We start from the raw sequence: 23677 nt of genomic DNA on the forward strand, positions 1-23677 counted from the left end.
ACTGGTTTCTCTGCATTAAGTTATATAGAAAGGAAATTTCGTCCATGTTTTTGATGGGGCTTTTAACGACCATGGAAGAGCCGGTCGCCTATGATAAGATGAGCGATGAAAAGCTGCTTCTGCGAGTGGCAGAGGGAGATAAGGCGGCGTTTCAGCAGCTTTATCAGAATACGGATAAAACTATATACGGTTTTATTCTATCGATTTTGCGGAATCCGCAGGACTCTGAGGAGGTCATGCAGGAGCTTTATTTAAAGGTCTGGACTTCGGCTGGAAGCTATCAGTCGCAGGGCAAACCGCTGGCGTGGATGTTTACGATCGCTAGAAATCTTTGCTATATGCGCTTCCGTGACCAGAAGCATGAAGCGGATATCGGGCTTTCGGATCTTTCTGAGATGGAGACAGGGGAATTCTGTCCCCAGATAGAGGATGCTGCGGATAAGATGGTATTACACGCAGCACTCAAAATATTAAATGAAGAAGAACGGCAGATTGTACTTCTGCGGACATCAGCGGGGTTAAAACATCGTGAGATCGCGGCAGATTTGGAGATGCCGCTGGCAACGGTGCTTTCCAAGTACAACCGTGCTATGAAAAAACTGAAAAAACACCTGAGAGAGGAGGGAGTACATTGACCGATCACTCTGAAACAGCGTGGGAACAGGATGAGATTGAGTCACATCTGCGATCGGCGATGGACGCCCTGACTCCCAACGTATTCGATAAAATCGATCTCTCGACGCCACAGGAGATCTATGTAAAACCATCCCGCCGTGTACGGATGTACCGCCGGATGCGGACCGTGGCGATGGCAGCAGCCGCCTGCCTGTGTGTGGCTGTGTTAGGAGGCGGTGTTTCATTTTACCAGAATCACCGTGTCGATTCGGTGATTGGCATCGATGTCAATCCGAGTATTGAGCTTTCCGTCAACCGGAACGAGAAAGTATTGCAGGCGAATCCGCTCAATGAGGATGCGGAGACGATCCTGGATGATATGAATTTGAAAAATGTAGACCTTGATATTGCGGTCAACGCATTGATCGGTTCGATGGTCCGGAACGGTTATCTGGATGAACTGGACAATGCGATTCTGGTTACCGTGTCCAATGAGAATGAGAAAAAGGCATCATCTTTGCGTCAGGATGTCGTAGGGGATGTAGAGTCTTCCCTGCAGGAACACGCGGTACAGGCGGTTGTCTATGACCAGCGGATGAAGGTAACCGGGGAGATTCAGGATCTGGCGGAGAAATACAATATTTCTTATGGAAAAGCGTATTTTCTGCGAGAGCTGATTCGGGATAACGACCTGACCGAAAATGATATGAAAAAATTTGCCGGTATGACGATGGAAGAGATTGCGCGGGAGATCGCGGATCGTGCTTATACGGTAGGTTATTCGAAGACGGACAGCACCATTGAGACGGATGCGGCTCTGGTTCGTGAGGTGACATTGCCGCAGACCGAGGAAGAAACCTTAGCGGAGACGACCGTGGAAAGCACCGGTCAGCCGGAAAATGAACCGACGCCGGCAGAACAGCCATCGACTGCAGTACGCCCGGTGGAGACAACCGCCGCAGCAGATGAGGACGAGGAAGAAGTCGATTCGGGAGGCAAGAAAGCGAAGATTGACTATGTAGATTACGAGAGCGGTTCGCTGAACATCGTTTTTAAGGAAAAGGTTAAATGGAAAAATCCGACCGTGTCGGTGGTAGATCCGGACGGTCAGAGCTATTCGGCGAGAATCACGGACACAGGCGGAACCTCCTGTGAGATTCACGTCAAAGGGCTTCCAGCCAATACGGAGTGCACGTTTACGCTCGGCGGAGTGGCAGTGCGGGACGGCGGCTCCTTTGGTACGGTAAAAGGCTATTTCGAGACGCCGGATATTGCGGATGATCTGATTGATGAGGATGACGACGATGCGGATGATGAGACAGTGGAGACAAAGCCGTCCGAGACATCCCGCGCGCCGGAGACACTGACAGAAGCAGTAAAAGAGAGCACGCACTCGGAGACAGAGTACAGTCAGATGGAGACAAAGCCGACGGAAAAAGAAACGAAGACAGATGCGGAGTCAGCTAATTAAAGCGGAGTGTATGAGGATATATGATTCCTGCTGCCTGAACCATGATATGTCTGGAGTTACCAGAAGTTGGATTCGGGCAGCAGGAATTTTAAGAATCATTAGAATTATTTGCAGGAAGCCTCGTGACGGAAAAATATCCGGGGCATTACGAGACTGTAAAATGTTTCGAACTGGTAAATAATTATAATTGTTCAAAAAAACATAAGTGTTTGAAAAAAATACTTGACGAAACAAAAATTTATGATATAATAATAAATGTGGCTGAGACAGCTATGAAATAAAAGATTGGGCTATCGCCAAATGGTAAGGCAACGGACTCTGACTCCGTCATTTTCAAGGTTCGAATCCTTGTAGCCCAGCTATTTTGAGACAGTGAGGATGATTCATCCTTGCTGTTTTTCTTTTATCTTTTCTATTTTTTTTCTGATTGGTAGATTCTTAAAGATTCCAACGATTGACAAATTCCCTAAAGTACAATAGACTTATCTGGAAACATAATTGAGAAAAAGTTTCAATAGTATTTTTCTCTCTATGCTTTGCTTCAAAATCAGGCGGATGTAGAAGTCTGATGACATACAATGAGTTTGACTAATGAAGAGAGATGGAGGCAGAGAATGACATTAAAGGATTTACCAATAGGAAAAACTGCAACCGTTCGGACAGTTGGCGGAGAAGGTGCACTGCGGCATCATTTTCTGGATATGGGATTGATTCCGACTGCATCGGTTACGATGGTAAAATATGCGCCGATGGGCGATCCGGTTGAGGTGCGGATTCATAGCTATGAACTGACGTTGCGCCTGGCGGATGCAGAGAAGATAGAGATTGAGAATGTACGCGAGGCAGGAACCGAAGCAGCGGACAAAAAGGAACATGGGATTCCGATGGCGCGTGCGATCGATCACCCTGGACTCGGAGAAGGTGGAAAATACCATACAAAGGCGGAGGAACACCCATTGCCGGATGGCACCGTTCTGACGTTTGCCCTGGCAGGTAATCAGAACTGTGGCAAAACGACGCTTTTTAACCAGCTGACCGGATCCAATCAGCATGTGGGGAATTTCCCGGGTGTGACGGTGGACCGGAAGGATGGCACGATCCGCGGACATGAAAATACGAAAGTGACCGACCTGCCAGGAATCTATTCCTTATCGCCATATTCGAATGAGGAGCTGGTGACGCGTCAGTTTATTTTGCAGGAGCACCCGAAGGGAATCATCAATATCGTGGATGCGACAAACATTGAGCGCAACCTGTATCTGACCATGCAGCTTCTGGAACTGGATATTCCGATGGTTCTGGCGCTTAATATGATGGACGAGGTGCGCCAGAACGGCGGTTCTGTCCGTGTCAACGAACTGGAGGAAGAACTGGGGATTCCGGTTATCCCGATCTCAGCGGCAAAGAATGAAGGAATCGGAGAGCTGATCGATCATGCGCTTCATGTAACGCATTTTCAGGAGAAACCGGGACGGCAGGATTTCTGTGATGCGGATTATCACGGTGGCGCGGTGCACCGCTGCCTGCATGGTATTATGCATCTGATCGAAGATCACGCGCAGAATGCGGGTATTCCGGTGCGCTTTGCTGCATCGAAGCTGGCAGAAGGCGATGAGGAGATTGAGGCGCGTCTGAATCTGGACACGAATGAAAAAGAGACGCTGGAACATATTATCTGCCAGATGGAGAAGGAACGCGGGCTGGATCGGGCAGCTGCGATTGCGGATATGCGGTTTGGTTTTATCGAAAAAGTCTGCAGGCAGACAGTCGTCAAACCGAGGGAAAGCCGGGGACACCAGCGAAGTGTGAAGATTGACCGTCTTCTTACTGGAACCTACACGGCGATTCCGGCATTTATTGCAATCATGGGTCTGGTATTCTGGCTGACATTTAATGTGATTGGCGCGGTCCTTTCAGATGGTCTGGAACTGGTGATTGGATGGCTGACAGAGCGGGCAGACGCAGCGCTGACAGCGGCAGGTATCAATCCGGTGCTCCATTCCCTGCTGATCGATGGTGTGTGCAATGGTGTCGGAAGTGTTTTGAGCTTTCTGCCGATCATTGTGACGCTGTTTTTCTTCCTGTCGCTTTTAGAGGACAGCGGTTATATGGCACGTGTGGCGTTTGTGATGGATAAACTGCTTCGAAAGATCGGTCTTTCCGGACGGAGCATCGTGCCGATGCTGATTGGCTTTGGCTGCACGGTACCAGGAGTCATGGCAAGCCGGACGCTTTCTTCGGAGCGGGATCGAAAAATGACGATCCTGTTGACTCCGTTTATGAGCTGTTCCGCCAAGATTTCGATTTATGCGTTTTTTACCGCTGTCTTTTTCCCGCATCATGGGGCGATTGTTATGATTGCACTTTATCTGTTGGGAATCCTGATGGGAATTTTGATGGCAATGCTTCTTAAAACAACTTTATTTAAGGGTGAAGCCGTTCCGTTCGTCATGGAGCTTCCGAACTACCGGATGCCGGGGGCGCGCAATGTCGCCCAGCTTCTCTGGGAAAAGGCAAGGGATTTCCTGCAGAAAGCATTCACAGTTATTTTTGTGGCGACGATTTTAATCTGGTTCCTTCAGACATTTGATCTGCACCTGAATGTTGTGTCCAATTCCCAGCAGAGTCTTCTGGCGGTTATTTCTGGTGTGATTGCACCACTGTTTGCGCCGATGGGATTAGGCGACTGGCGTGTCTGCACGGCACTTCTGACCGGATTTATGGCAAAAGAGAGTGTTGTATCAACGCTGTCGGTTCTGTTCGGGACGACTCAGAGCCTGCGTGACATTCTGACCCCTCTTTCAGCGGTCAGTCTGCTGGTTTTCTGCCTGCTCTATACGCCGTGCGTGGCAGCGATCTCATCGGTCAGACGCGAACTGGGCGGAAAATGGGCTTGCTTTGTCGTGATGGCGCAGTGCGTGATTGCGTGGATCGTAGCGTATGCGGTCTATCTTTTGCTGGGGATGGTAATGTAGGTTTTGACAGAAAGTGAACCAAGGAAAAATTTCAAGTAACAAAAGGAGCTGCTGTTTTATTCTTTTTATGGGTTTACAGTAGACAACATTTTAGAAAAATGTTTATAATAGTAGGAAGTGAAAAAATAGACAGGAAAGTAACCGGATGGACAGTCATTCGAAAAAATGGATCTGTTTTTATCGAATAGAACCAGGAGGCGGGGACGGAGTTAATGCAGACGATCAATGAAGACATCAAAAATGGCACATTTAAGCCGGTTTATCTGCTATACGGCGAAGAGGCGTTTTTGAAGCAGAGTTATAAAAAGAAGCTGCGGGCGGCGATCTCGGGCGATGATACGATGAACTACAATTATTTCGAGGGAAAAGGGCTGGATGTGAACGAGCTGATCAGTCTGGCGGACACGATGCCATTTTTCAGCGAGCGGCGTCTGATTCTGATCGAGGACAGCGGATTTTTCAAGACTTCTTCGGAGGCGCTGGCGGAGTATCTGCCGATGATGCCGGACACGACCTGCATCGTATTTGTGGAGGAGGCGGTCGATAAGCGAAACAAACTCTACAAAAAGGTCAAGGATCTGGGTCACATTGCGGAGATGAAGCGGCAGGACAGCGCGCAGCTCGCCAGATGGGCGGCGACGATCCTGGCGCAGAATGGGCGGAAGATCACGCCCTCCACGATGAATCTCTTTTTGGAGCGCGTCGGCGATGATATGGAAAACATCCGGATGGAGCTGGAAAAACTCATTTCCTACACGATGGGCAGTGAGGTAGTGACGGCAGAGGATGTGAAAGTCATCACGACCGTGCAGATCACGAACAAGATCTTCGACATGGTAGCGGCGATCACGGCGGGAAAGACGAAGCGGGCGATGGATCTGTACGAAGACCTGCTGACACTCAGGGAGCCGCCGATGCGGATCCTGTTCCTGATTGCCAGACAGTTTAACCAGCTTTTGCTGGTGCGAGAATTGCAGGCGTCCGGCGCAGACCGGGGGACGGTTGCCTCGAAATTGAAAGTACCTCCGTTCGTAGCCGGAAAACTCAGCAGCCAGGCGGCGGCATTTACGAAAGAACAGCTCATTTCCTATGTGCAGACCTGCGTGGATGCCGAGGAGGCAGTCAAGACCGGGCGGATGGGCGACCGGCTGGCGGTGGAGCTGCTGATCAGTCAGCCCAGAAGTTCCGTGCGCTGATTCTAAAGGGCAGTGCCAGCATCAGAATCAGCGGTTCTTCGGCCGGACCCGGCTGGAAAAGAAGCAACAAAAAACCATTATTCTGTCACACCCACAGAATAATGGTTTTTTAATTTGGGTTAATTTTTAATATATAATTCGAAAGATCCGCTCTGGATAATTAAGCCAGAGTATTTACAGCCTTGGAAAGACGGGATACTTTGCGGGAAGCTGTATTCTTGTGGTATACGCCCTTGGAAGTAGCCTTGTCGATCTCGCTGGTAGCAGCTAATAATGCAGCCTGTGCAGCAGCCTTATCTTTTGCAGCAACAGCAGCTTCTACTTTCTTAACAGCAGTTTTAACTTTGGATCTGATAGCCTTGTTTCTTGCAGCTCTTGTCTCTGCAACTAAGATTCTTTTTTTTGCGGATTTAATGTTAGCCAATGTAGTGTACCTCCATCATAAATTCTTTTATTTTGATTCGTAATTCATTTTGTATTTGGTTTGCATTAAAGCCTGGACACGGACAGTTCAATGTAAACATACTATTACATTCTATCGAATAAAGGCAGTATTGTCAATATCTATTTGCCTGTTTTTAGGGAAAAATTCGGAAAAAATGAAAGGGGAGCTGAAAAAGCAGCTCTTGTCAAGTTGCATAAGCGGAATAAAAAATAAAAAAATTGATCGTTCAATATGATGAAATTGTGAAAAAATAAAAAAAGTGCTTACACGAATGGAAAAAAGACGTTATAATAGCGAACCGTAACCCAAATCGAATATAGTTTGAAAAAACGCAGTGAGATTGCATACAGCAGTAGAGATCGAAACGAGTTTCCGATTTCTGCTGCCTTTTATTTTGTGAAATTTATCACGGACAGCATCTTGTGCGTGGGTGTGTCGGACTGATTTGCCGTTGCATCTGGATAGAAGCAATTATTTTATAGGAGGAGAAGGAAAATGCCAAGAAATAAGAGAGAAAGTTTTATCTATTCCGTTATCATGTGTTTCACGATGGTACTCTGGATGAGTATGTACAATGTAACCCTTCATATGGGACATTTATCCTTGGAAACGATCCGCGAAGGATGGATCGGATTCCCGTTTGCATTCGTGTATGCGTTTCTGTTTGACTGGTTCATCGTGTCCGGTCCGGCGAAGGGAATTGCGTTCCGTTACTTTGTATCACCGGAGAGCAGCACACTTCGTAAAGTAATCACGATCTCCTGCTGCATGGTCGTTCCGATGGTATTTGTTATGTCCTTATATGGCGGTCTGGAAGCCTGCGTGAAATCCGGCGCATGGAGCCAGTTGCTCATCATCTGGCTGACCAATATTCCGAAGAACATCATCATGGCGCTTCCGTTCCAGCTCATTGTAGCAGGTCCGCTGGTGCGCCGCGTGTTCCGTACCGCATTCCCGGAGGGAACCGTGCTGCAGGAACCGGTTATGTAGGGAGATAGCAGAAAAAACTGGATATCCCCTTTTTGTGTCATTACGGATTCAGCAATACCGAAGCATAAAATACGCCGTCCCGCCATTCAAACCGCGCATCGCCGTGGTACTGTTCGGCGATCATGCGGATCGATTCGGTTCCGATGCCGCTTCCAGCAGGTTTGGTCGATACCAGTTTTTCATTCATCCAGGTAGGGCTGAATGCGCTGGTGTTGTCCGTGGTGATGGACAGGGTGGAGGTACCCGTCTGCACCGCGGAGAGACGGATGAAAGGCGGCGTGTTTTCAGAGCTGGAACACCCGGTCTGACAGGAGAAAAAGTTGTAGCCGAAGAGCGCCTGACAGATGCAGAAAGCGGCGGCACGCACGACCAACAGATAATCGATGATAAATAAATATAGAAATAAAATCATTCCGATCTCGGCGTCTACTATCAGCTTAAATAAAACGCCAAAGCAAGGGAGCGCGAGGTATTGCACCCATACACTGGACAAACCATCTACAATCGCGATTTTCAAAACAAAATCCCTCTTTTCTTCTGATTGTCTGGGAAAAGGCTGCTTACGCATGTTTCGAACCTTTTGATCCTAATATCATAAAGATGTTGGGGTCAAAAGGCATTTTGACCCCTCTGATACCAGATTGCTCCGCACTATATGCTCCCGCAATCTTCAAAAACATTCGTAATTCGCTCATTTTTCTTTGAAAAATGGCTACTTACTCATGTTTTTGGCGGGTCCCAAGGTCAAAAATGCTCCTGCAAGCAAGCTTGCGTCGAACTTCTGACCTTTTGACCCTGGTATCATCATAAAAGTATCATAACATAAAAAGAAGCAAAAAAGGCATAGTTTTTACATCTTATGAAACAGACTTGATACGCTCTGCCGATCATGCGAAAATGTGTGATCGGCAGAGCTCTTTTTTGATGTCTGACAATCCCTTACAAATTTATGAAAAACCTATGAAAAATCCCCCCGCCCCCTCGCCAAGAGAAAAAAGTTATGTTATAATTTATGGAAGAATGCGTTTTTGGCGCAGCGGTTTCAGAAACGGGACGTATCGGACCGGAAGCCGCGGCATATATAAAAAAGGAACCATGTATGCTCAACGAAGACAAGATAAAATTAATGACCGAACTGGCACTGTTTGAGAAGAAGCATGCTTCCCAGATGAAAACAGTCAATCAGTATTTTAAAAGCGACTATATCAGCCGCAATCTGCTCCGGGGATTTATAAGCTATACATTGTGCAGCATACTTCTCTTTGGAATGTGGGTATTATTTAATGTAGAAGTAGTTCTGAGTTCGATAGGAATGGATGAACTGAAGGGACTGGCTTTTCGAGGAGGAGCTTTATACCTCGGGGGGCTTTTTCTGTATGTCGTCCTGACGATCATCGTGTATGGCGGGCGGTATGAGTACGAGGAAAGGATGAACCGGATCTACATAGCGAAACTGAAACATCTGGATAAGCGCTACGATATACACCGGCGCGCCAGAAAAATGGAGAGAGAGAGGAGAGGCAGATGAGAGGACTCCTTGCAGGGAAAGAAGCACTCAAGGCTTTCTATGCGAGATACAGTGCATTTGTGAATGCATTCCTGCGTTTTATAACTGCCTTTGCGGCGGTGTTTCTGATTAACCAGAACATCGGACTGATGCCGAAACTGAGCGGCGGTCTGGTGCCGCTGTTTGCGGGAATTATATGTGCATTTCTCCCATTTGGAGCCATTGCGTTTCTGATTGGGATTTTTTTGCTGGCACAGCTCTTTGCAGCATCGATGGAAGTGGCGCTCATCACCTTGGTGTTCCTTCTGATCGTGGTGCTGCTGTATTACGGATTTCAGCCGGGTGACAGCGCGTACCTGATTGTAACGCCGATCTTGTTTTTTCTGAAGGTGCCGTTTGCAGTCCCGATGATTCTCGGACTGACTGGAAGCCTCGTATCGGTGATTCCGATGAGCTGTGGGATTTTTCTGTACTACGTGATTCTGTATGTGAAGCAGAACGGAAGCTTCTTGGCAGGCAGTGAGCAGACTGAGATCACGCAGATGCTGGCGCAGGTCATCAAAAACCTGCTGGCAAACCCGGCGATGCTTGTCATGATTGCGGCATGCTGCCTGGGGGCGCTGACGGTCTGTGTGCTCAAGAAACTGTCGATCAACTACTCCTGGGGGATCGCGATCGGAGCTGGCCTTATTTTACAGATTCTGGTTGTGTTTATCGGCGATTTCCGCTTTGGCGTTCCGGTGTCAGTGCCGGAGCTGGTTGTGGGAATGATTGGTGCGGTCATTGCATCGCTGATCTATCAGCTGTTTGTTTTTTCGGTCGATTACAGCCGGACCGAGTACACGCAGTTTGAGGATGACGATTATTATTACTATGTGAAAGCGGTTCCAAAGATTGCGATCTCGAGGACGGATGTAAAGGTACAGGAAATCAATAAAGTAAAGAGAAGATAGACTATTTTATAAAAGAAACTTGTTGTTAAAAGAAATGCGTGACGGGTCATATGTACGTGACTGGTAACAGAAACGCAGCCCGAAAGGGAGGGAAAAGAATGGCAGAGATACTGACGGAGATTTATTCGTGGATCTCGTTCGTACCGAAGATAACCTTTAAAAATTTAATAGAGATCGCGATTATAGCAATTCTGGTATATGAAATGCTGATCTGGATCAAAAATACGCGGGCGTGGACGCTTCTGAAGGGTATTGTTTTTATTCTTGCATTCTTTCTGGCAGCTGCGATCCTGGAACTGGATACGATTCTGTGGCTTCTGGAAAAGACATCGTACATTGCGGTAACGGCGATCATCGTTATTTTCCAGCCGGAGCTGCGGAAAGCACTGGAGCAGATCGGAAGCCAGAACGTGCTGACGACGCTGTTTTCAACGGATGATACGAAGAAAAATGAGGATTTCAGCGAAAAGACGATTGCAGAGCTGGTGCGTGCTTGTTTTGAGATGGGAAAAGTCAAGACGGGCGCCCTGATCGTCATCGAGAGGGGCACGCCGCTCGGAGAGATCGAGAGGACGGGCATCGAGGTCGATGGTATCGTGACGAGCCAGCTTCTGATCAATATTTTTGAGCACAACACACCGCTGCACGACGGCGCGGTCGTGATTCGCGGTAACCGTGTGACGGCGGCGACCTGTTATCTGCCGCTCTCGGACAATATGGATATCAGCAAGGCGCTGGGAACCAGACACCGTGCGGCAGTCGGAGTCAGTGAGGCGACCGATAGCGTGACGCTGGTTGTATCGGAAGAGACGGGGCGTGTGTCGGTGGCTGTGTCCGGACGGCTTAAGAGTGTCAAGGATGGAGATGAACTGAGAGATATATTGTCAGTTCTGGTAAAACGGGAAACGGAAAACACAGGTCGTTTCAGAATATGGAAGGGAAGACGCAGAAATGAAAGAAAAGCTGACGAATAATCTTGCGATCAAGCTGATTGCCCTGTTCTGTGCTTTCTTTGTGTGGCTGGCGGTCGTGAATGTGGCGAACCCGATCAAGGTATCGACGAGGGAGGTTCCGGTCACGATCACGAACGATCAGGTGCTGGAGCAGGCGGATCTTGCCTATGATGTGGTAGGCAAAAAAACGGCGACGATCAGTTTCAAGATCCGGACGAAGGATGATTATAAGGTAAAGGCGTCGGATTTCAACGCCTATGCGGATTTATCGGAAATGTATGATGTGACGGGTGCGATCCCGATCCGAGTGGAAGTGGTGAACAATGAGGAACTGCTGGAGTCCACGCCGGTTGTGAAGTCCCCGGAGGTCATCAAGATCACGACCGAGGCTCTGCAGACCAAGGCATTTACGCTGAAAGCGTATCCTCAGGGCAAGGCGGCAGAGGGTTACGAGGCGGGTGAGGTGACAATGGTGCCATCTCAGGTGACGGTCAAAGGACCAACCTCCCTGATCGGACAGATCAGCAGCGTGGGTATCCGTTTTAATATTGACGGTGCTGCGGCGGATGTCGGTGGAACAGCAACACCGGAGTATTTTGACGCCAATGGAAATGTGCTGTCAGATTTGGGAGATTCTGTCAAGACGGTTGGCGGAGATGTCTCTTATACGATGCAGATCCTGAAAGTAAAAGAAGTACCGCTTGATTTTGACGTCAGTGGTGAAGTGGCGGATGGATACCGCTATACGGGTCCGAAGACGGATATCAAGTCGGTGTCTGTGGCGGGGCTTAAGACGGATCTGGCATCGGTCAGCACGCTCACGATTCAGGGACCGTCCCTTAATGTGCAGGGCGCGACGAAGAATGTGGAGTGCGAGATCGATCTGGATGATTATCTGCCGTCCGGGCTTACGATCGTGGGACTGGACAGCACGACGATCAACGTGACACTACAGGTCGAGAAGTTGATAGAGAAGACCTTTACGGTCAAACCGGAGGATGTGACTCTAAACGGAAAGAACAGCAGCTACAGCTATACCGTCGAAGATACGAAGATGGAAGTCAAGGTACAGGGACTTGAGGAGGATTTAAGCAGCCTGTCGGCGGCGAAGATGAATATCCGGGTCGATGTATCAGGCATGGGACTGGGCGAGCACACGGCAGCGGCGCAGTTCCAGCTGGGGGACGCGTATAAGATGCTGTCGGCGCCGGCTGTGACAGTGCGGGTCAGCGAACATGGAAGCTCCAGTGCCCAGACGACGGAAAGCACCGAGAGTGACCGTGGAGACATGGGCAGCCAGAGCAGTTCCAACCGGGAGAGCGGGGCAGGCTCGGCAAAAGAAAATGTGGATGCAGAGAGCGGCAATGCTGCATAAAGTATGGTATGCCATCCACAAATGAGGAGAAAGAAGTTAAACAATGGTAAAAGCAAAAATTAAATTAAAAAACCCGACTGGTCTGCATTTGAGACCGGCGGGAATCCTGTGTAATGAGGCGGTAAAATTCGATTGTTCTGTCCAGTTCCAGTTCCGTGGCACCGTGTCCAATGCAAAGAGTGTCCTGAGCGTGCTTGGGGCGTGCATCAAGAGCGGTGATGAGATCGAGTTTATCTGTGATGGAAAAGACGAGGAGGAAGCTCTGTCGGCGATGCTGAAAATAGTTGATGACGGGCTGGGCGAGTAGGGAAAACCGGTGCGGTAAAAGAATGTGTACAGACGTACAGATAGGATGAAACTATGATCGTTTATTTGGTTTGCTATGCGGCTTCGCTGCTTCTGGCGCTTGGCCGCCATTATCTTTTATCCGGCGCAGGGCTTCTGGCGGCGGCGGTGTATCTGTATGCGTCAGACTATATCCGGAGTGGAAATCTTCTGCATCTGCGGGGGATTTTCGCTCTTTCCTTTGTAGGTGGACAGGGACTGGCGTGTATGAAGCTTAGTTATTTAAGTCAGGCATGGAGTGCGGGAACGTGGCTGGGACTTTTGGCGGCGTTTGCGGGCTTTTATCTGGCTTTTTATTATCTGGAAGCATTTTCCGGTGAGGCGTCCGTCCGCGTGGGCGGTCATTCCGGCGCGGTGCAGCGCCGGGGGTTGGAATCTTATGCCGGAACCGTCTTTTTCTGCGCGGTGGCGCTGGCGGCGCTATCGGCAGGCTGTTTCGCGATCGAGGCGGTCTATATGGGCTATATTCCGCTGCTGCTCCGGGGCGTTCCGCATGCTTATTCCTATTTCCATGTGACCGGGCTTCATTATCTGACGGTGTCCTGTGTGCTGGTTCCGGCGCTCTCTGTGATCTATTTTTGCATCGAGGGCGGTCGCAGCCGGGGACGGCTGGTATGTATGCTTCTGGCAGATGCAGCGGCGGTGGCGATTCCGCTTCTGTGCGTGTCGCGCTCCCAGCTTCTGTTTGCGGTACTGCTGGCATTGATTACCTACATACAGATGGAACACCAGCTGAATCCGATTTATGTTGTTTTTGCGCTGGCTGGGCTGATTGTGCTCTACATTCTGCTGACGATCGCGCGCAGCCATGATACTGCCTACTTGAATACGGTTTTTGAGATGAAACGGCACCTGCCGATTTTTGTGACGCAGCCGTATATCTATATTGCAAACAATTACGATAATTTCGACTGTCTGGTCAAGGGACTTGTGAAGCACAGCTGGGGCATGAAGATGCTGGCACCGTTCTGGACGCTGACGGGACTCAAGTTTCTGGTTCCGTCGTTGACGGCATTTCCGTATTATGTGACGAAGGAAGAGCTGACGACGCTGACGATGTTTTATGATGCGTACTACGATTTCGGCATAATTGGCGTGTTCATCTTTTCTGCCATATTAGGAGCGGCGGCGTATCTGCTGATGCGGATGATGCGCCAGGTGCAGAATCCGATTACCTATCTTCTGTACGCACAGTTTGCACTTTACATGCTCTTATCGTTTTTCACAACCTGGTTCAGCAATCCGTCCACATGGTTTTATTTCGCGGTGACAGCGGTTGTGACATTTCTGGTATCGCATAAGGTTGCAGGGCGGTAAAAATATATGGATTAAGATATAAAAGTGAAATAAAATCTGCTATAATAACAAAAAGACGACAATTCAGTAAGTTAAAGTGCTGCTTGTATACAGATAGAATTGCCGCATTGATCAGTTTTACAGAAAAGAGGGCAAGCCAATGATTTCAGAAAAAATGATACCGCTTATGAAAAATAACTCCGCCATCCGTATGATGTTTGAAGAGGGCAATAAGCTGGCGGCGAAATATGGACGTGAGAATGTGTTTGATTTCAGCCTTGGAAATCCGAGCGTACCGGCTCCGGCAGAGGTAAATCAGGCAATTCAGGATATCGTAAAGGAAGAAGATTCCCTGTTTGTACACGGATATATGTCCAACGCAGGCTATGAAGATGTGCGTGAGACGATCGCTCAGTCGTTAAACCGCCGGTTCGGCACCTCCTTTCACGCAGGCAACATCCTGATGACGGTCGGTGCGGCAAGTGGTTTGAATGTCATTTTAAAGACCCTGTTAAATCCAGGAGAGCAGGTCATTACCTTTGCACCATACTTTGTAGAGTATGGTTCCTATGTCCGCAACTATGACGGCGAGCTGGTGGTTGTATCTCCGAATACGGTGGATTTCCAGCCGAATCTCGTTGAATTTGAGGAAAAGATCAACGAAAAGACCAAGGCAGTGATCATCAACACCCCGAACAACCCGACCGGCGTTATTTATTCCGAGGAAACACTGCAGAAGATTGCAGCAATTCTGGAAAAGAAACAGAAGGAATTTGGTACATCGATCGTGCTTCTGTCCGATGAGCCGTATCGTGAGCTGGCTTACGACGGCGCGGTTGTACCGTATGTGACAAAATATTACCGCAATACAGTGGTTTGCTACTCTTACAGTAAGTCTCTGTCCCTTCCGGGCGAGCGTATCGGTTATCTGGTAATCCCGTCTGAGATGGATGAGAGCGCAAACGTATTCCAGGCGGCAACGATTGCGAACCGTGTTCTGGGCTGTGTCAATGCGCCATCCCTGATGCAGAGAGTCATCAAGCGCTGCGTAGATGCGAATGTGAATCTGGAAGCTTACGACCGCAACCGTAACCTGCTTTACAACGGATTGAAAGAGTGCGGATTTTCCTGCATCAAGCCGGAGGGCGCGTTCTACCTGTTTGTGAAATCTCCAGTGGAGAATGAGAAGGAATTCTGTGAGGTATGCAAACAGTACAATGTACTGGTAGTACCGGGAAGTTCATTCGCTTGCCCAGGTTATGTGCGCATTGCATACTGCGTATCATATGGACAGATCGAGAGATCGCTTCCGGCATTCAGAAAGATTGCGGAACACTATAATCTGGTATAGCGAAATTGTATCATCGTCTTGGAAAGGAAAAGGATGAGATGAAACGATGTTTTAGAATGATTCTGAATATTGTGATTCCGCTCCTTGGTTTATGTCTGGTCATCTTTTTAGGTCCCAGACTTCTGCATTTTTTCATGCCGTTTGTGGTCGGATGGATTCTGGCACTTTTAGCAAATCCGCTGGTGCGGTTTCTGGAACGGCGCGTGAAGCTGGTGCGGCGCCACGGCTCGATGCTGATCATTATTGCGGCGCTGGCGATTGTGATCGGTCTTTTTTACGGGGCGGGTCTTCTGGTTTACCGGGAAATGGGAAGTTTTCTGGCGGATGCACCGGAAATATATCAGAGTGTGATCGCTGAGATCGAGAATGCATTGCAGAATGGGCGCAAGCTTGCAGAATATTTTCCGCAGAATTTACAACCGCCGCTGCTGGCATTTTCGGATAATCTGGATGGTCTGTTTGGAAAACTGGTATCGCGGGCGGCGGAACCGACCGTGCAGATCGCCGGACATGTGGCGAAGAGTATTCCGAATCTTCTGGTAAATATGGTCATTATTATCCTGTCTTCGTACCTGTTTCTGGCGGACCGGGAGTCCATCATGCGGTGGCTGAAAGAGCATCTTCCGGCATTTGTATTCCGCTATATCGAGTATATGAAACGGGACGCAAAGGGACTGATTGGTGGATATTTTCTGGCACAATTCCGTATCATGTGTGTGGTGGCGCTGATTCTCGCGGCAGGATTTTTGGTGCTGGGTGTCCGCTACGGTGTCCTGTTGGCGTTTTTGACGGCGATTCTGGATTTTCTGCCGATCTTTGGAACGGGAACGGTGCTGTTCCCATGGGCGGTTGTGAAACTGTTTGCGGGGGAGTATGCGTATGCGACCGGGCTTATCCTGCTCTACATCCTGACGCAGGTCGTCCGTCAGATCATCCAGCCGAAGATCGTCGGGGAGTCGATGGGATTGCCGCCTCTGATGACGCTGTTTCTTTTGTATCTGGGATTTAAGCTGCGCGGGCTGACAGGCATGATTCTGGCGGTGCCGGTGGGGCTTGTCTTTATCAATTTTTATAAATATGGGGCGTTTGATTCGATGATCCGGAATTTCAGAATGCTGATGGAGTCGATTCAGAAATTCCGGAGGGAAGAATAGGGGGAAGTTTCCTTATTATATAGTAAAATTTTCTTGGTAATTTAATCTGGATAAATTATGCGGCGTATCGCGATATTTTTTCTTATATGCCCGGAGGAACGCAGCATAATTGCGGAATCCGGATTGATAGCAGGCTTCTGTGACGGGGGTGCCCCGGCGCAGGAGCTCGTTTGCGTTTTGGAGGCGTTTTTCAGTCAGGTATTCGGTAATGGTGTAGCCGGTTTCCTGGCGGAAGAGGCGCATCATGTGGTATTTGCTCATGTAAAAGCGGGCGGCGAGCTGGTCGATGGTGTGGTCTTCTTCTGGGTGTTCAGAGAGGTAGCGCATGAGTTCCAGGATTTTTTCGCCGGAAGGGGAGGTCGGAACGTATTCCCGATGGTTTTCGGAGGCGGCGCGATCAAGGTGTACCATAAATTCCAGGAATAATAAACGCAGAAGAAGCTCGGATCCATAACTGCTGCCACCAAGGGATTCAAAGTTAGCATTGTCTGTGCCATTGTCATTTGTACCACCTGCCTGATAGGCATTTTCCAGTCTTGACAGCGCCTCTAAGAGCGGCGTCATGGTAAGGGAACCGAGGCGCAGAACATCGGACTGCTGTTCTCTGGCAAGCTGGAAACAGAGGTCGAGCGCACAGTCAGCACAGGAGAATGCATCCAGGCATTCCGGCGACAGGTAGAGGATGATGCGCTCATATCGGCTTTTGTATGGCACGACCGGCTTGTGCAGGCAGTGCGCGCCGACGAGGACGATGTCGAGCGGACGGAGGTGGTAGGAACGGCCTTCCACGATGTAGTCTGCTTCGCCATTTAACAGGATCAGGACTTTGTGGAAATCATGATAGTGGTAGGCAACCGGTGTATCCATCTGCCCGCGCAGGTGGAAGAGGCGGAATTCGTGGTTGAGGTAGCCGCGTTTTTCGTAGGCGGGGGATTCGTGGGTGGTATTTTCTGACATAAGGGGACTCCTTTTTTGAGTGTATTGCAGGTTGATTGTTGCGGGAAATTATATCTTGTATAAATGCATTGAGTTTGTTGTTTTCCTCTGAGATAAATATGTTTTGAAACACAGATATTTCATTTCTTAGTTCATATTATATAGCATTATATGCAATATTTAAAGCATGATTCTTCTATTAAAAGCTGCTATATTTTCTTAAAATTGAAATTAAAGAAAGCATAGATGGAATATTATGAAAATGCAGACATATTCAAAATATAAATGGATATGCATGATAAAGTGATTTCGAGAACGGAAGTAGAATAGAAATCATTGATGAAAGGTAACTGTTCAGTAGGTCTGCGCATTTACTGCGCTGACCGTACGAAAACATGGGTCAGCAGGCAAAAATCCCATTGCCGTAGGCAATTTTAATGGATTTTTGCGCGTGACTGTGAAGGTACTGAACAGTTACGATGAAAGATTTTTATGGTATTGATTAAAAGGGGCAGGAGGTATCGCGATGAAACAGGTTGTGCTTGAAAAATATCACTGTATGGGAAATGATTACCTGGTGTTTGATCCAAATAAGAATGATTTGGAATTGAATGCGGAGAATATCAAGAAGATGTGCAGCCGTCATTTTGGCATCGGCGCGGATGGCATTCTGGCGGGCCCATATCTGGGGGAGAATGATTTTTATGTACGCATCTACAACGCGGACGGCAGCGAGGCGGAGAAGAGCGGCAACGGCATGGGTATTTTTGCAAAATATCTGCGGGACGCGGGATATGTGCAGAAAACGACGATCTCCTGGAAAACGCTGGGAGGCGAGGAGACAGTCTTTTATCTCAACGAGGATGCGACCCGTGTGAAAATTTCGATGGGACATCCGACGTTCTGGAGCGATGAGATTCCGGTGACCGGCGAGCGGCGGGAGATGGTAAACCAGACGATGGTATTTGGAAAGATTCCGTATGTCACGACTTGTCTTTCAATGGGAAATCCGCACTGTGTTATCTGGATGAATGAGATTTCGAAGGAAATGGTGTGCCGGATCGGCGAGCATTCGGAAACATCCGAATATTTCCCGGAAAAGGTCAATACGCAGATTTTAAATGTCCTTGACCGGACGAATATCCAGATCGAGATCTATGAGAGAGGCGTTGGATATACGCTGGCGTCCGGAAGCTGCGCCTGCGCGGCGGCGAGTGCGGCATACCGCCTGGGACTTGCCGATCCGCATATGTACGTCCATATGCCGGGTGGCACGCTGGAAGTGGAAATCAAGGAGGACGGCATGGTTTACATGGTCGGCGAGGTCGGCTATGTGGGACATATCCAGTTGGGAAATGAATTGAGCGAACAGCTGCGGATTAAATAAAAAAGTATTTGACAGAAAAATATCGGACTGCTATATTTTATTTATAAAAATTGTGAAAAGAATGACAGGGGCATTCTCACACAGCAAAACGATCATAAACGTATGCTTGAAATTTTTGGGGCTGTATAGGCAGGAAAATTTTGGGCGTATATGAAAAGAGGGCGAGGGGGCTGACTGGAAACAGAGACAGCTGCCTCGTTTTTTATAGGAGGAAATGGCGATGGGAGAGAATACGAACCGATCCGAACCTTTTTTTGATGAAGATGTTGATTTGGTAAAGCTGCAGTTTACCGATATTTTTGGACAGTGCAAAATGGTCCAGATGACGCGGGGGCAGGCGGAAAAAGCGATGAAAGAGGGGTATGCAATCAACCGGTTTGCGCTCGGCGGCTTACAGAAAGCTGGGATCGAGGGCGCGGCGGCGCCGGAGTATCTGACGGACCAGAGCGAGAGTGTGGAATTGTACTTGAAGCCGGATGCATCAACGTATCAGGTTCTTCCGTGGGATTCCGGGCAGGAAAATGTAGCGCGCGTGATCTGCCAGGTCTGCAATGCGGATGGGACGCCGTCCTGGACGGATTCGCGTCATATTTTACAGGAAACGGTAAAACGTGCCGAGAAGATGGGACTGGACTTTGATTTTGATTTCCAGTGTGAGTTTTATCTGTTTCACACGGATGATGATGGGAGACCGACGACGGTGACGCATGAGGTTGCCGGGTATTATGACGCGGGACCGATCGATTTGGCAGAGGGCGTCCGCCGGGACATGGTTCTGAGCCTGGAGGAAGCAGGATTTGCGGTCGAGAGCACGCATCATGGTCTGACTGCCGGACAGCACAGCTTCGTCCTTCCGGCGCGCCGGGGCATTGAGGCAGCAGATTATTTACAGACGTTCAAGGCGGCGGTCAAACGGATTGCGAAACGCCATGGTCTGCATGCGACTTTTATGCCGAAGCCAAACATGAGCGGCGACGGATCGGGGCTTCATGTGGGCGTGTCGATCTCTTCCAGACGGGGCGCCGAGGCGATGGCGCAGGCGAAGCAGTTTGCGGCAGGCGTGCTTAAAAATCTGAGCGATATGATGATTTTCACGAATCCGACCGTCAATTCATACAAACGTCTGGCGGCAGAGCGGAGCACGGTGTTCCAGCCGGAGTTCCCGGCGGCTGTGTGGGAAAAAGGAAGTGAAAAGGCAGTTCATGTGAAGGAAGACCGGAACGGACGTATTTCCGTGGAAGTGCAGTTCCCGGATCCGTCTGCGAATCCGTATCTGGCGCTGACGGCGATCCTGGCAGCAGGACTGGAAGGAATCGAGAAGGCGCTGGTGCTGGATGAAGAAGCGGGCGATGAGAATGCGCCGCGGTTCCCGGAGACATTGGGGATATTGCTCCAGAAGCTGGATCAGAATGAATTTGCACACCGTGTATTTGGGGAAAAGTTCTGCCGGATGTACGGCGAGGGCAAGAAAGAGGAGTGGGAACGCTTCTGTGCCTATGTGACGGATTGGGAGACAGCGGAATATCTGTATCGTTGTTAGGGGGTACGAAATCGCAGTGAGGTGAGACCACGTGGGAAACATCATAGTAGCATTTTCGAAGCCGCAGGACGGACGAAATATTAGAAATATACTCGTAAAACATGGAATACAGGTCACAGCCTCCTGCACATCGGGCGCGCAGGTTTTAGCGTCAACCGATGATTTGCGAAGCGGGATTGTGGTGAGCGGCTACCGGTTTGGTGATATGACCTGCCGGCAGCTTGCCGACCAGCTGCCGCCGGGATTTGATTTGCTTCTCATTGCTTCCCCGAGCCGGTGGAGCGGCGAAGCGATGGGAAGGATTGTCTGCCTGCCGGCACCGTTTAAAATGGGAGATTTAGTTTCGACGGTCCGCATGATTGAGCAGTCACAGACGGAAAAAAGACGGCGGATGCGTCGCCAGCCGCCGCAGAAGCGCAGGGAAGAGGATCAGAAAGCGATCGACACCGCAAAGGCTATTTTGATGGAGCGGAACCGGATGACGGAGCCGGAGGCGCACAAATATCTGCAGAAATGCAGCATGGACAGCCAGGTCAGCCTTATTGAGGCGGCACAAATGGTAATCAGTCTTTACAAAATGGCGTAAGATCCTTTACAATAGGATCAAAAAGGCAGAAGGAGCAGCAAAAACGATGAAATTTACAAAAATGCAGGGACTGGGCAATGATTATGTCTATGTCAACTGTTTTGAAGAAACGGTAAACGATCCGGAGAAGCTGGCGATTGCCGTCAGTGACCGCCATTTTGGAATTGGTTCCGACGGATTGATTCTGATTACCCCATCCGAGGTGGCAGACTGCCGCATGGATATGTACAATCTGGACGGTTCCCGAGGCGCGATGTGCGGCAACGGCATCCGCTGTGTGGGAAAATATGCGTATGACCACCATATTGTGGACAAGCCGCAGATTTTTGTTGAGACATTGTCCGGGATTAAATATCTGGATATGAAGGTCGAAAATGGCAAAGTAACGGCGGTCACCGTCGATATGGGCGAGCCGGAGCAGACTTCCGAGCTTCCGGAGAAGATCGAGGTAGATGGAACGGGGTACGAATTTACCGGAATTTCCATGGGAAATCCGCACGCCGTTCTGTTTATGGATGAGATTGATTCCCTGGAACTGGAGACGATCGGACCGAAATTCGAGTTCCATAAGCGTTTCCCGGATCGTACCAACACCGAGTTTGTCAAGGTCATTGACCGCACACACGTAAAAATGCGTGTCTGGGAGCGCGGATCCGGCGAAACGATGGCATGTGGAACGGGTGCCTGCGCGGTTGCCGTTGCATCTATTCTGGCAGGACATACGGAGGATGAGGTTGAGGTCGAGCTGTTGGGCGGCTGCCTGCAGATCCGCTGGGACCGCGAGAAAAACCGCGTGTTCATGACTGGACCGGCGGTGGAAGTGTTTAGCGGGGAGTATGAGGAATAATTAAACAGGAAACTTTGGGACTTCTTTCACATATGGTAGTAGTACAACGATATGTGAGAGGAGTCTTTTCTTTTGGAAGAAAAAAAGAAAGTGATGATAGATGCCGGGCACGGCGGAACGAAAGATCCGGGAGCAGTATTTGAGGATCGGATGGAAAAGGACGATACCCTGCGTCTGGCGTTGGCAGTAGGGCGGATTCTCGAGGAAAATGGGGTGAATGCCGTCTATACGCGGACGACGGACGTCTATGACACGCCTTACCAGAAAGCAGAGATGGGGAATGAGGCGGAGGCGGACTATTTTGTTTCCCTGCACCGCAATGCGGCGAGTGAGCCGGGAAAAGGTTCGGGCGTCATGACGCTGGTGTACAAGACAGGCAGGGAATCAGAACAGCTGGCGGATTCAATCCAGAGAGAGCTGGCGCGCACCGGATATGTGGATCTCGGCGTGATCGAGCGCCCGGATTTGATTGTGCTGCGGAAAACGCAGATGCCGGCGGTTCTGGTTGAAGTCGGATTTATCGACAATCCGGAGGATAACAAGCGGTTTGACGCGCAGTTTGACGAAATTGCGGCGGCGGTTGCATCTGGGATTCTAAATGTAATCGATGACGACATGGATCGCCGTCCGGTGGAAGAGAGCGACTATTATTACCAGATCCAGACGGGGGCGTACCGCATCCGATCGCTGGCAGAGCAGCAGTTAGAAGAACTGCGCCGTATGGGATTCCCTGCATTTCTGGTGTACGATGGGACGTATTTCAAGCTTCGGGTCGGTGCGTTTAAAAATCTCGACAACGCTGTGCGGATGGAACGGGAACTGCGGAAGGCGGGATTTCCGACGGTGCTTTTATATGAGAGGGAGGTGAAGTAGGGGAAAAAAGCTGAAAACAGGCACTATCTGAAAATAAGAATAGAATAACTTATTTGATTGATTTTTGCTGCGCTTTTTGTAAAAATGAATGGAAAAAATCCCCTCATTATGGTATGCTGAAGATAGAAAGCAACATGCATTTTCTTGTAGATAAAGGGAGGGGTTTGGTATGTCAGAGAAGAAAAAAATTATCATCACGATTGCGAGGCAGTATGGAAGCGGCGGTGCGGATACGGGCAAAAAGTTGGCGGAAGATCTGGGGATCAGTTTTTATGATAAGAACATTCTCCGTATGAACTCAGATGAGAGCGGTATCAAAGAGAGCTATTTCCATCTGGCAGACGAGAAGGCGGGCAACCGGCTTTTATACAAGATTATCAATACATTGACGCCGGAAAAGGGCGCACCGTCGTTCGGTTCCGATCTCATTTCAGCCGACAATCTGTTCCGCTTCCAGTCGGAAGTGATCCGGAAGCTGGCGGCGGAGGAATCCTGCGTCATCATCGGCCGCTGCGCGGATTATGTGCTGGACGGCACCGAGGGACTGATTCGCGTGTTCCTCTACGCGGATATCAAGGTGCGCGAGGAGCGCGTGCGTGAGCGGAATCTCTACGCGGACAAAGATGTCCTCAAAAATATCCACCGGATCGACCGGGAACGCCGCGATTATAATCGTTATTATGCGGGGCGCGACTGGGAGAAACCGGAGAATTACGACCTTTTGATCAATACGACGCAGATTGGTGTGGACGGGGCGGTTCAGTTGATTAAGGATTATTTAAAAATGAGGGGACTTTTGTAAGGGAAAAAGAATGACTTCCACTTGCAATTCAATATAGTATCGTGTAAAATGGCACATGCAGCCGGGCGAATACGAGAGTG

22 protein-coding genes and 1 tRNA gene are annotated in these 23677 nt (G+C 49.3%); 20 read left to right on the forward strand and 3 right to left on the reverse strand.

What is annotated here, in order from left to right:
- The first annotated feature begins 44 nt into the window (after positions 1-44).
- The 5 genes from DWZ45_RS00410 to holA all read left to right on the forward strand — a co-directional run bounded on the left by DWZ45_RS00410 (position 45) and on the right by holA (position 6257).
- Complete coding sequence (locus DWZ45_RS00410; RefSeq protein WP_118467068.1) at positions 45-635, forward strand: sigma-70 family RNA polymerase sigma factor; 591 nt, start codon at positions 45-47, stop codon at positions 633-635.
- Positions 632-2086, forward strand: coding sequence for a hypothetical protein (locus tag DWZ45_RS00415; RefSeq protein ID WP_118467070.1), 1455 nt, complete (start codon positions 632-634; stop codon positions 2084-2086). The genes DWZ45_RS00410 and DWZ45_RS00415 overlap by 4 nt, the downstream gene beginning before the upstream one ends.
- Positions 2087-2372: 286 nt before the next feature.
- Positions 2373-2445, forward strand: a tRNA-Gln gene (locus DWZ45_RS00420).
- A gap of 255 nt (positions 2446-2700) precedes the next feature.
- Entirely contained in the window at positions 2701-5061 is a 2361-nt protein-coding gene (feoB, locus tag DWZ45_RS00425) for a ferrous iron transport protein B (protein WP_118467072.1), read from the forward strand.
- 212 nt (positions 5062-5273) lie between these two features.
- Positions 5274-6257 carry a DNA polymerase III subunit delta gene (holA, locus tag DWZ45_RS00430; protein ID WP_107001255.1) on the forward strand — a complete coding sequence of 328 codons (984 nt, stop codon included), beginning with the start codon at positions 5274-5276 and terminating at the stop codon, positions 6255-6257.
- Positions 6258-6417: 160 nt separating this feature from the next.
- Here the strand turns inward: holA and rpsT are convergent, their stop codons facing one another.
- Positions 6418-6681, reverse strand: coding sequence for a 30S ribosomal protein S20 (gene rpsT / locus DWZ45_RS00435; RefSeq protein WP_022358531.1), 264 nt, complete (start codon positions 6679-6681; stop codon positions 6418-6420).
- Between the two features lie 516 nt (positions 6682-7197).
- Between rpsT and DWZ45_RS00440 the strand changes: the two genes are divergently transcribed.
- Positions 7198-7692 (forward strand): DUF2798 domain-containing protein, encoded by a 495-nt coding sequence (locus DWZ45_RS00440; RefSeq protein WP_117795985.1) that lies wholly within the window; start codon positions 7198-7200, stop codon positions 7690-7692.
- Positions 7693-7732: 40 nt separating this feature from the next.
- On the opposite strand, the gene DWZ45_RS00445 is transcribed toward DWZ45_RS00440, so the two are convergent.
- Positions 7733-8209 (reverse strand): GHKL domain-containing protein, encoded by a 477-nt coding sequence (locus tag DWZ45_RS00445; RefSeq protein WP_182426599.1) that lies wholly within the window; start codon positions 8207-8209, stop codon positions 7733-7735.
- 495 nt (positions 8210-8704) lie between these two features.
- On the opposite strand from DWZ45_RS00445, the gene DWZ45_RS00450 reads away from it, so the two are divergent.
- The 8 genes from DWZ45_RS00450 to ytvI all read left to right on the forward strand — a co-directional run bounded on the left by DWZ45_RS00450 (position 8705) and on the right by ytvI (position 16626).
- Complete coding sequence (locus DWZ45_RS00450; RefSeq protein WP_227589619.1) at positions 8705-9220, forward strand: hypothetical protein; 516 nt, start codon at positions 8705-8707, stop codon at positions 9218-9220.
- On the forward strand, positions 9217-10152 hold the full coding sequence (locus DWZ45_RS00455) for a hypothetical protein (RefSeq protein WP_022359167.1): 936 nt from the start codon (positions 9217-9219) through the stop codon (positions 10150-10152). The genes DWZ45_RS00450 and DWZ45_RS00455 overlap by 4 nt, the downstream gene beginning before the upstream one ends.
- Positions 10153-10250: 98 nt before the next feature.
- On the forward strand, positions 10251-11126 hold the full coding sequence (cdaA, locus tag DWZ45_RS00460) for a diadenylate cyclase CdaA (RefSeq protein ID WP_118467076.1): 876 nt from the start codon (positions 10251-10253) through the stop codon (positions 11124-11126).
- A complete protein-coding gene (locus tag DWZ45_RS00465; RefSeq protein WP_118467078.1) occupies positions 11104-12480 on the forward strand; it encodes a CdaR family protein in 1377 nt (458 codons plus the stop codon). The genes cdaA and DWZ45_RS00465 overlap by 23 nt, the downstream gene beginning before the upstream one ends.
- A 43-nt stretch (positions 12481-12523) precedes the next feature.
- Entirely contained in the window at positions 12524-12787 is a 264-nt protein-coding gene (locus tag DWZ45_RS00470; protein WP_107001249.1) for an HPr family phosphocarrier protein, read from the forward strand.
- Between the two features lie 53 nt (positions 12788-12840).
- Positions 12841-14142, forward strand: a complete 1302-nt coding sequence (locus DWZ45_RS00475) for an O-antigen polymerase (protein ID WP_118467080.1) — start codon at positions 12841-12843, stop codon at positions 14140-14142.
- 139 nt (positions 14143-14281) lie between these two features.
- Positions 14282-15472: a pyridoxal phosphate-dependent aminotransferase gene (locus tag DWZ45_RS00480; RefSeq protein WP_107001247.1), complete on the forward strand. Its 1191-nt coding sequence runs from the start codon at positions 14282-14284 to the stop codon at positions 15470-15472.
- 38 nt (positions 15473-15510) lie between these two features.
- A complete protein-coding gene (ytvI, locus tag DWZ45_RS00485) occupies positions 15511-16626 on the forward strand; it encodes a sporulation integral membrane protein YtvI (RefSeq protein ID WP_118467082.1) in 1116 nt (371 codons plus the stop codon).
- A gap of 15 nt (positions 16627-16641) precedes the next feature.
- On the opposite strand, the gene DWZ45_RS00490 is transcribed toward ytvI, so the two are convergent.
- Complete coding sequence (locus DWZ45_RS00490; protein ID WP_118467084.1) at positions 16642-17583, reverse strand: AraC family transcriptional regulator; 942 nt, start codon at positions 17581-17583, stop codon at positions 16642-16644.
- A 505-nt stretch (positions 17584-18088) separates the two neighbouring features.
- On the opposite strand from DWZ45_RS00490, the gene dapF (DWZ45_RS00495) reads away from it, so the two are divergent.
- The 6 genes from dapF (DWZ45_RS00495) (at position 18089) to DWZ45_RS00520 (ending at position 23597) form a co-directional block, all read left to right on the forward strand.
- Complete coding sequence (dapF, locus tag DWZ45_RS00495) at positions 18089-18949, forward strand: diaminopimelate epimerase (protein WP_022358537.1); 861 nt, start codon at positions 18089-18091, stop codon at positions 18947-18949.
- Between the two features lie 220 nt (positions 18950-19169).
- Positions 19170-20489 carry a glutamine synthetase family protein gene (locus DWZ45_RS00500; protein WP_118467086.1) on the forward strand — a complete coding sequence of 440 codons (1320 nt, stop codon included), beginning with the start codon at positions 19170-19172 and terminating at the stop codon, positions 20487-20489.
- 31 nt (positions 20490-20520) lie between these two features.
- Positions 20521-21075: an ANTAR domain-containing protein gene (locus tag DWZ45_RS00505; protein WP_118467088.1), complete on the forward strand. Its 555-nt coding sequence runs from the start codon at positions 20521-20523 to the stop codon at positions 21073-21075.
- A 46-nt stretch (positions 21076-21121) separates the two neighbouring features.
- The gene (gene dapF, locus DWZ45_RS00510) at positions 21122-21922 is read left to right on the forward strand and encodes a diaminopimelate epimerase (RefSeq protein ID WP_118467090.1); all 801 of its coding nucleotides are present in this window, start codon (positions 21122-21124) and stop codon (positions 21920-21922) included.
- 72 nt (positions 21923-21994) lie between these two features.
- Entirely contained in the window at positions 21995-22795 is an 801-nt protein-coding gene (locus tag DWZ45_RS00515) for an N-acetylmuramoyl-L-alanine amidase (protein WP_118467092.1), read from the forward strand.
- A 169-nt stretch (positions 22796-22964) separates the two neighbouring features.
- Positions 22965-23597 carry a cytidylate kinase-like family protein gene (locus tag DWZ45_RS00520; protein ID WP_022358543.1) on the forward strand — a complete coding sequence of 211 codons (633 nt, stop codon included), beginning with the start codon at positions 22965-22967 and terminating at the stop codon, positions 23595-23597.
- Positions 23598-23677: the final 80 nt, after the last annotated feature.

The organism is Clostridium sp. AF32-7AC, from assembly GCF_003477925.1.
Lineage (GTDB): Bacteria > Bacillota > Clostridia > Lachnospirales > Lachnospiraceae > Otoolea > Otoolea fessa.